Below are 8,813 nucleotides of genomic sequence, written 5' to 3'. Positions count from 1 at the left end.
AATAGAGCAATGGGTGGAGAAAGTATCAAACCAATTCGGAAAAGAATACATGTTTACTTTTTAATGACAACTTAATAATATCTAAATTAAGTTGATGAAAATTAATGGTTTTTAGAATTGGCTAAGCTGTCTTAAAAGGAAAAATACTAAAATTGTCTAGAGGGGGAATTTCGTATCAATCAAACTTTCTTAGGATCAATTGGAGAGATATACAATTTAAACAGCCTCTTAATTTAGCATCTCAGATTAATTTTTTTAATTCTTATTGGTAAATTTTATCAGAGGATAAAAAATCGGAGAAAGACGAACGCCAGTTCTATGACTAAACTCTGAAAATAACTTGAATATTCTTTTTTTGAATCGAAGTGTAGGTATTAGATGAAGTTGAGCTAAACAGAGAGAAGAGATGTGTGGTATTGCAATGACAGAACAGATACAAAAGATAGAAAATCAGATCAACAGTGATCTCATATAGATCGAAAAAATTAGAGAAGTTTCAATTAAATTTTTTTTTCTCAAATGGATGAGCCAATTTAAAAGCAGTAAATGATGACAGAAGAGGAAAGAAATAATTTTTTGAAAAAATAATAAAAGAGCAATCAAAGTGGAGAGAAGCTAAGGGTCGTATCCTATAAGTTAAGAAACCAAACTCAGATACAACCCATCTATTTGCATGAGGGAAAAATACTCAGATTTCTCGCCACACTTCATTTTTGTCTTTTAAAGGAATGGTAAAGTTAAAGTCATCATCATTACTGACCAGAAGACTGGTTGGAGTCTGCATGACCACTTTCAAAACAGTACCTGCTTCAAAAATAATAGGGTCGCAGTTTTCTTTTTGTAGGGTCACCGGTTTAAGTAATTCAATTACTGAACTTTCCATAGTTTTTTCCAAAATAAGATTACTTTTCGATAATTAAATCATAGCATGATTTTTGAAAATTTAACTGTTTCTTCAAAAACTGAGAACTTGATCAATGACTTATTCAAATAGGGAGAAGTGCTCTATTTAGGTAAAAGACACCTAGAAGACATGCAGTATGCCTGATTTTCATCCTATTCTTGCAGTACTCGGAAGCATGAGGTTCTTTTACATAAACCCGACAGATAACAGGCATAAAAAAGTCTATCAAAATAACGAAAGGTCAAAAACATGATAATTTTTTTGTTTTTGATATCGCTCGGCTGAATGATAAAAATCGAGAATATAAGGAAAATCATAAGGCAGAGCTGAATGATAAAAATAAGTTTCTAGAGACTCGATATCCTTCTATCCTTTTTTACACTAAATTGAAAATTAATGCTTTATAACAGTAAAAATCTAAAATAAGAATAAACTATGCGTCATTTGGATGACCAAGAGACATAAGGAGAACTGGGTCGGCATGTTTAAGTCATTTTTCCCGCAACCCGTCTGGTTTTTTAGCAGCCTGATTTTGTGGTTTATCATTAATCTTGTGCTTTGGCATAGTGGCGGATCAGGATGGGGAACCTATCTGGGTTTTCCTGAAGGTTATTTTGATGAAAAGCTTACAATCGGTATCGGGCGTTTCTGGTCAGCTCAATTTATCTGGTTCTATCTCTGGTATTTCATTGCAACTACGATATTTGCGCTGTTCTGGCAATGGAAAGCCAGACACCGATGGCAGCGCTGGTCGGTCTGGGGCTCGGCATTTATTCTGTTTAATATCTGGTTCGGGGTACAGGTCAATGTCGTATTAAACGAATGGTATAGCCCGTTTTATGATCAGATTCAACAAATGCTCACTAAGGGTGGTGGGGATGTTTCATTGCTGTATCAAGGCGCATTAACCTTTATTTATATTGCGATGGTTTATGTCACTTTAGCGGTATTTAACCTGTTTTTTGTCAGCCATTATGTCTTCCGCTGGCGTACCGCGATGAATGATTATTACACCGCACATTGGGAGCAGTTACGTCATATTGAAGGTGCATCACAACGTATCCAGGAAGATACGATGCGCTTTGCCAAAACCACGGAGCAGTTAAGTGTTTCCTTGATCGAAGCGCTGATGTTGCTGATGGCATTCCTGCCGATCTTATATCAGCTCTCTAGTCATGTGAAAGTTTTACCGATTGTAGGGGAAATACCGCATGCTTTAATGTGGGCCTCGATCGGCTGGGCGGTATTGGGTACGGTCATTTTAATGGTCGTGGGAATGAAATTGCCCGGACTGGAGTTCAATAACCAGAAAGTTGAGGCAGCCTATCGTAAAGAGCTGGTCTATGGCGAAGACTATGCTGATCGCGCACATCCGCTGACATTACAAGAACTGTTTAGCCGGGTACGCTGGAATTATTTCCGGTTGTATTTTCACTATGCTTATTTCAACATGGTTCGGATCTGGTACTTGCAGTTAGACAATATTTACGGATTATTTATTCTGTTTCCAAGTATTGCAGCAGGGGCAATTACTCTTGGTTTGATGATGCAAATCCTGAATGTATTTGGCAAAGTGCGGGAATCTGTCCAGTATCTGATTCTGTCTTGGCCGACGATTATTGAACTGATGTCGATCTATAAACGCTTAAAAGCATTTGAATCACATATTGATTAATTTTTTCTCATATTATTATCCTGCTTTATCAGCCAAACAGTTTTAGGTTTGGCTTTTTTTAGGGCGAGTTAATTTACAAAATCCAATGGAAAATATCGATCTGACCGTTGGTCAGATGACTTGGGTAAATCGTGTCAGAACCTCCCAATATTGGGGTATTCAGATATTTTTTTCTTGTCTAAAATCCTAAGGGCCAGCCAAGATGGCGTTTAATTTCCGGTGGTTTGACGTATAAAAATAACAAATGTACGTTGAGGAAATTATTCTTATGCTGATCTTGTTCAGGCAATGTTATAGCGGATAAAAGGTAAATTTATTACCCATTATAATAAAGGCCTGTAGCGTTCCCTGAATAAGCCGCCGGAGAAGGACTCACCGCCTTCTTCGGTTTTTTATGTGTTTTTTCTATCTTTTTCTTGAGTCCTGAATGAAATTGTTTATTATTTGATCTGGCTTAAAAATGATACTTGTGTCAATTTTTATCACATGAAGCTTGGCATACTCAGCAAAGTTGAAGCTGATATGTGCCTTTTTACCGTTTAAATATTATAGTTATCAATATCTTGTGTTTGTTGTTTTGTGCTATTTAAGCTATGTTATACGGGATTTTGGGGTTGAGATGTTTGCTGTGAAGCTAAAAGTAATAATTCTAATAATAGGGGCAGCAGGTTTAGCTGGGTGTAATAGCGTGAATCGGTTGAAATCAGAGGTTTTACATCCTTTTGCCAGTCCGGAAGAACTGATTGCCAAACGGGCTTTGAATCAACGTGATGGTAGTGCAAAAGATTATGTTTATCTTTGGGGACAAGCTCAGAAAAATAATACGACTCAGGCCATGTATCCGCGTTCGATACTGACGCAATATTGTCATGAACAGGGCGGTAAATTTTCCCTGCTGTATAAAAGTAATTTTAGTGCAGTGGCAGATGTTTCCCAGCGCAAACGCCTGAGTGCCAATCGAGGTGTTGTACAGGGGAGCGGTGCCTATCAGTGTCGTATGGATGACCTGACTGAAAGTTGGATTGTCTCGATTGAGCCAACTTCTGAACGACAAGTTGATAAAACTAGCCAGACGCGTAGCGTTCGACTACTCACCCAGGTCATGACTCCTTCTCAAGCGAAAAACTTTTATCGTCCAACTAAAGCCAGGGTTGCTGTGGAGAAAACCACCCCTGCATTGATAAAAACCATGACTCCTCCTAAGACTCCTGCCGCAAAGACGACAAATGAGCTGAAGGAATCAGCACGTAAAGAGCTGGAGAGGAAAGAAGCAGAGAAAAAGCAGCTAGCAGCGGCATCAGCTCGAGCTGCGGTAGCAGAAACACCGCAACAACATCAGATGAAAATCTATGTGGCAGCGCGACGTGATATTAATAGCGGTAAGAATCTGAATAATGCCTGTAACAACGCCCAGCGTGCCTATAACTATGGCAAATTGCAGGGCACAGAGGGAACACGTGTCTATACTGAATCAGGGATGCTGGTTGCACGCTGTCTGAATAGTATTCCGGTCTATGCCAGCCGTTTCCCGAATGCTAAAGCTCAGTCCAAGCGGATTCTGCAAAATTTGGCCAATAATTATAATCATGCCGGAGCCAAGAATCTTTTGAGGCAGTTAAAGTAAGCGCGGTATCAAAAGACTTAATCCAAAATCCGTATGATCCTTTTGACGATCGAGAAGATAGGCGCAAAAATCTGCTCGATCCGACGGGAGAGAACAGAAGAAAGCCCTCTTGGTTTAGTGGGGAGATCACGTGATCCGAGAATCTCCTTCCGCGATGTTGGATGGATGAATAAAAATACGATCAAGACGAAAAAAAGACAAGTCCCCACAGTATGATGCTGTGAAATATGTTGGTATTCATAATTATAAGTTTTTATTTTTATTGTTTTAGTCTAAATCATAGCGCTAAGTTTGACTGATCAATATCCTGACCTGATGAATAGCAATATGGACATCAGAGCGATCATCCAAGTGTTGTAAATCTGAGGCAAATTTTACAGATTTCTATCAATTTATTGCCCTGTTCCATGCTACAACTAACTGGTTTCATATCATTGGCCGGACATCGAAGAACAGGAAATTATGATGGCGCATAGATCTTTTACAAAGCTTCGTACATTTTTAATAAGTGCAACATTATTAGGTACGACTCAGATTGCCATAGCAGGTCCAACAGTTGATCAGCTCAGTGACTGTTTGATGAAATCCACCACAGTCACGGATAAAACTACCGTCTTGCAATGGACCTTTGTGGCTTTAGGTAATCATCCGGACTTAAAGGCTTTTAGCAATGTGACCGCGAGTCAAAAGGAAGCATTAGACAAGAATCTGGCGATGGTGTTGCAGCGCATTTTAGTGGAGCAATGTTCAGCACAGACCAAGGCGGTGATTCAGGATGAAGGTTTGCAAGCGGTTGGAGATAGTTTTCAGGCTTTAGGCAAAACCACAGGCGAGGAAATTTTAAAGAATCCGGAAATTAATAATCAGCTCAAAGGTGTGCTGCGTTATATCGATTTGAATCGTGTTGCACAGACTTTTTTAACCCCAGATTTGTTGAATAAGTTGGGACTATAAGGCGATAAGTCATGAGGCTTTATTTGAAGATGCCTGCAATAAGTTTAATTAGCCAGTAAATGGGAATAAAAATAAGTTCTAGCCCATCTGCCCAATCAGATCCTCTTTGACGTTTGGAGGTATCGCCTTTAGGTTCTGTGATCTTTTTTCGCCATTTGGGATAGATGAGCATGATGACGATCACAAGCACGAATATGCCAATGAAAGCTTGAAGGAGGGTGAGTAATAGTTCAGGTGTCATTTTTGTTTTTCTATCATTTTTTTGATTTTATAGCATAAATAGTAATCTTCTACCTAATCCTCGCTTGTGCTTCTTTTTTAGAAATACCTCTCCCTTGCGCAGCAGCGCTGCTCATCACTTGCACTTCGTTTTAAAGCAGTGCTTTAAAACTTGCTCAGGAGAGGGAACTACGCGTATCCAATTGATGACGTGGCAAGTCCCCCTTTGAAAAGGAGGATTTAGGGGGATTAATAATTACAATAAATCAGGATAAAACTTCTCATAATTTGGATTCGGTTCAGGGGTGACTTTAAGTTTCCCTTTCGATCCTGTGACATAGCTATTAATTTCTTTAGATGGCTGTTCATGCCAACCAATGTTAAAGGCGCAGAATGTATTTTCTTTCTTAAAAAACTCAAGATGACTGTAGGGCAAATGATTATGTATCCAATAAGCAATTTGTTTCCAATTACTTGGATCTTTGTCGATTAAGTCAATTAATGAAGGAATAACAATACATGCCGTTGCGCCATAACCTTTTTCGTCAGGGTAATCCCAAATGTGGCTGGCAAAGTTTTTCTCATTGCTTGCACAGTTATGTCCTTTTTCATTGCCCAATTGATTCACGCTAGGTGAGCGAATGCAGAACGAATGGCGATACGTCCGAATTTTTCTTGCAGTGGTTCGAGCAGTTGCTCGCACAGTTGTATGCCTGTGTAGATGGCTTTTTCAGGATGGTCGGGGAAGTTCGGTACACCGTACCAGTTGGCGATTTCGCTATATAGGAAGTCACGCATAAAGAAGGACTTTGAAAGTTGAATGCGTCCTAAGTTAGTTTGGCGATGGAGGATACTTTTTTCATGGTAATATTTGTTGTATAGAAGTATTTTGGGATTAATACTAAGTTGACAAAAGTAACTAATCATGCGAAAAGGTTTTTTTTAGTTAACAGATGTTCACACATGCCTCGAATTGTTTCTGTACCACTTAGTTTAGAACAGCGAGAACGACTCATTTTTCTGGCTAAGCATGCAAAACATTGGCGTGAAAGACAACGTGCCCAAACTATTCTCTGGCTTTCCGAAGGTAAAAGTGTTGCGGAAGTTGCCACTCTACAAGAACGTATCCCAGAAACGATAAGGCTACAACGCCGACGTTGGGAATTGTATGAGTTTGAATCGATTAAAGAAGGTCATCGCTCAGGTCGGCCCAATACATTGATCTCAGACTATCAGGCGAAAATCCTAGATTGGGTCAATACAAGTCCACTCAATGCAGAACAAATCCGAGTCAAACTACATGAAGAATACGAAGTGTCCGTGTCTGTTGAAACCATTCGTAAGTTTTTACGTGATTCAGGTATGGTCTTCAAGCGTACCCGTCATAGCTTGAAAAAAAAGAGATCCGATTGCATTTGAACAAGCAACACAGCAGATTGAAGAATTACGAGAGCAAGCGGCACGTGGTGAAATTATATTAGGTTATGTTGATGAAACAGGGTTTTCATCTACACCTGATAACCGCTATGTGTGGACAAAGATAGGTGATGTTCATGCGGTTGATGCAATAAGATTAAAACGAGTTAATGTCATGGGGTGTTTGCTTTCAACGGGGAAACTGGTGACAAGTTGTTTACAAGAGTCAGTTACAAGCACTTGGTTTTATGCCTATTTAACTGGAATAGCTCAACGAGTTAAACAGATGTATAACCTTCCATTGGTTCTTATTGTTGATAATGCCTCGATTCATAGAAGTAAAAAGATGGCTGATTACAGAGAGCTACTTAAAACTAACTTTTCGACGAATCTGTATTTTATTCCAGCTTATAGCCCTGAGTTAAATCGAATCGAGATGGTATGGAAGCAGATGAAATATTATTGGCGAGATTTTCAAGTCATGACAGCTGACACAATAGAGCAATGGGTGGAGAAAGTATCAAACCAATTCGGAAAAGAATACATGTTTACTTTTTAATGACAACTTAGTTAATCCCCTTTATAACAAAAGGTGGGATGAAAAATTAAACTAGCATTAGATTATATATTTAAATAGTTTTAAGGATTCCCAAGGACTCTAGCTTGGTGGGAGTTCCAATAACTTTTATTATATTATCAAGACTAAAAGGAATTACTCCTTTCGATGCTAAAAAATATAATATCCTTGGATGATAGAACATATAAAATTCATTGTTATTAGCCTTCTCTACAATAATTATATATTGTGCTGAATTATATTTTGGATTTGTTTTAAGTAAAAAATAATTATTGTCATCTAAAGTTGATTCTAATAGTACTTTACTATTCATATAGATAGGGTAACTCTCAGGATTAATGCTTGATTCAAATGAGCAATAGTTATCATGATCGTCTTTGTTGAAAATAGAGCCATCTGGAACGTACCAGCTAAAATAGCACTTAGGTAGCATTTTTCTATTTGATGAATCTAAAAGTTCAGAAATAATTCTTTCTCTTTCAGAATAACCAATATCACCGTCATAAGATTTTATATCTAGTGGAATTTTGATCTGTTCATATTGTTTATTTTTGAAGTTTTCATTAATTGGATTGTTACTTTCATCCAAAAATATATGATATTTTTTATCTATGTTAATTTCGCTGAAATATTCAATATATACATCCAATGGTAATAGAAGTAAAAGCCTGCCTAGCCAAGTGTCTTTGTAAATTTTATCATTTATAATTAAGAAATGATGGTTTTTGCTAGTGATTAATAATACTAAACCCTCTTGATCATTTTTTAAAAATTGAAATTGTTCAGCATATACATAAATTTTTTTGTCATCTCTCATAGAAGATATACGAGTATCTATTTCTTTATCGCCATCTTCGGGAGAATTTAAATATTTCCTATTCTCTTTTTTGGTATCTTTGTGAAATGGGGAACTTAAGAAAGGCTGTAGTTTATCGTATTTTATATGTTGGAATTTTCTTAGAAGCCAATCGGAAATAGCTAAATTTTCTATATCAGTGATTTCTGTTGTTATGTGGAATTTAAAAAATGAATCTGAAAAGATTGTTAAAATTTGATGTTCTTCAATTTGATATAAACTTATCTTAAATGATTCTTGTAATAAATCCAAATTATCATTTGTACTAGTCGTATATTCCTCAAGTAAATTAAATTCATTTATTAGTTTGAAAAAGGCTTCTTGATCTTTTTCTAAATAATAAAATATTTTTAGAATACTGTTAGCTGTATATACCTCCGTATTATTTCCAAAAAATACTAAGACAAAAGGATTTAGATTATCATTAGTTGTAAAAATTTTGATATTTGATTTATTGGTTTTTATTTCTTTAAATAATTCGCCATTGAATTTGATTGGAGAAAAATAACGTTTATCAAAAAAGTAATAATCTATCATTCTTGAATTTTCCTATAATAGTATTTTTGAAAAAACCCCGCATTAAGCGGA

At 37.0% G+C, this 8,813-nt stretch carries 9 protein-coding genes and 1 pseudogene; 6 read left to right on the top strand and 4 right to left on the bottom strand.

Going from position 1 to position 8,813, the window contains the following annotated elements:
- Positions 1 to 64: pseudogene (locus tag F894_RS15275) on the top strand (transposase); the annotation flags it as partial.
- Positions 65 to 688: 624 nt separating this feature from the next.
- Here F894_RS15275 and F894_RS08030 read toward each other — a convergent pair.
- Positions 689 to 883 (bottom strand): hypothetical protein, encoded by a 195-nt coding sequence (locus tag F894_RS08030; protein ID WP_004279347.1) that lies wholly within the window; start codon positions 881 to 883, stop codon positions 689 to 691.
- A gap of 502 nt (positions 884 to 1,385) precedes the next feature.
- Here F894_RS08030 and sbmA point away from each other — a divergent pair.
- From sbmA to F894_RS08015, 3 genes are all read left to right on the top strand, one after another.
- A complete protein-coding gene (gene sbmA / locus F894_RS08025; protein ID WP_005247027.1) occupies positions 1,386 to 2,579 on the top strand; it encodes a peptide antibiotic transporter SbmA in 1,194 nt (397 codons plus the stop codon).
- 619 nt (positions 2,580 to 3,198) lie between these two features.
- Positions 3,199 to 4,203, top strand: coding sequence for a hypothetical protein (locus F894_RS08020; RefSeq protein WP_005247026.1), 1,005 nt, complete (start codon positions 3,199 to 3,201; stop codon positions 4,201 to 4,203).
- Between the two features lie 465 nt (positions 4,204 to 4,668).
- The gene (locus tag F894_RS08015; RefSeq protein WP_005096157.1) at positions 4,669 to 5,157 is read left to right on the top strand and encodes a hypothetical protein; all 489 of its coding nucleotides are present in this window, start codon (positions 4,669 to 4,671) and stop codon (positions 5,155 to 5,157) included.
- 19 nt (positions 5,158 to 5,176) lie between these two features.
- Here F894_RS08015 and F894_RS08010 read toward each other — a convergent pair whose 3' ends face one another.
- Both F894_RS08010 and F894_RS08005 read right to left on the bottom strand, forming a co-directional pair.
- Positions 5,177 to 5,398: a hypothetical protein gene (locus F894_RS08010; RefSeq protein ID WP_005247024.1), complete on the bottom strand. Its 222-nt coding sequence runs from the start codon at positions 5,396 to 5,398 to the stop codon at positions 5,177 to 5,179.
- 234 nt (positions 5,399 to 5,632) lie between these two features.
- Positions 5,633 to 6,079: a hypothetical protein gene (locus tag F894_RS08005; RefSeq protein ID WP_228128804.1), complete on the bottom strand. Its 447-nt coding sequence runs from the start codon at positions 6,077 to 6,079 to the stop codon at positions 5,633 to 5,635.
- Between the two features lie 260 nt (positions 6,080 to 6,339).
- Here F894_RS08005 and F894_RS08000 point away from each other — a divergent pair, with 260 nt between their 5' ends.
- Together F894_RS08000 and F894_RS07995 are read left to right on the top strand one after the other, a co-directional pair.
- Entirely contained in the window at positions 6,340 to 6,795 is a 456-nt protein-coding gene (locus tag F894_RS08000; RefSeq protein ID WP_004973749.1) for a helix-turn-helix domain-containing protein, read from the top strand.
- Positions 6,785 to 7,351 (top strand): IS630 family transposase, encoded by a 567-nt coding sequence (locus F894_RS07995; protein ID WP_155756642.1) that lies wholly within the window; start codon positions 6,785 to 6,787, stop codon positions 7,349 to 7,351. The genes F894_RS08000 and F894_RS07995 overlap by 11 nt, the downstream gene beginning before the upstream one ends.
- 70 nt (positions 7,352 to 7,421) lie before the next feature.
- Here the strand turns inward: F894_RS07995 and F894_RS07990 are convergent, their stop codons facing one another.
- Positions 7,422 to 8,762, bottom strand: coding sequence for a hypothetical protein (locus tag F894_RS07990; protein ID WP_005247020.1), 1,341 nt, complete (start codon positions 8,760 to 8,762; stop codon positions 7,422 to 7,424).
- Positions 8,763 to 8,813 lie beyond the last annotated feature (51 nt).

The sequence above is a fragment of the Acinetobacter sp. CIP 51.11 genome (assembly GCF_000369665.1).
Lineage (GTDB): Bacteria > Pseudomonadota > Gammaproteobacteria > Pseudomonadales > Moraxellaceae > Acinetobacter > Acinetobacter lwoffii_S.
This window is presented reverse-complemented; position numbering and strand designations above follow the sequence as displayed.

Bases quoted from the DNA above. Each gene is read 5' to 3' on its own strand.
- F894_RS08010 (WP_005247024.1), bottom strand. From the start codon at position 5,398: ATGACACCTGAACTATTACTCACCCTCCTTCAAGCTTTCATTGGCATA.
- F894_RS08030 (WP_004279347.1), bottom strand. From the start codon at position 883: ATGGAAAGTTCAGTAATTGAATTACTTAAACCGGTGACCCTACAAAAA.
- sbmA (WP_005247027.1), top strand. From the start codon at position 1,386: ATGTTTAAGTCATTTTTCCCGCAACCCGTCTGGTTTTTTAGCAGCCTG.
- F894_RS08000 (WP_004973749.1), top strand. From the start codon at position 6,340: ATGCCTCGAATTGTTTCTGTACCACTTAGTTTAGAACAGCGAGAACGA.
- F894_RS08015 (WP_005096157.1), top strand. From the start codon at position 4,669: ATGGCGCATAGATCTTTTACAAAGCTTCGTACATTTTTAATAAGTGCA.
- F894_RS07990 (WP_005247020.1), bottom strand. From the start codon at position 8,762: ATGATAGATTATTACTTTTTTGATAAACGTTATTTTTCTCCAATCAAA.
- F894_RS08020 (WP_005247026.1), top strand. From the start codon at position 3,199: ATGTTTGCTGTGAAGCTAAAAGTAATAATTCTAATAATAGGGGCAGCA.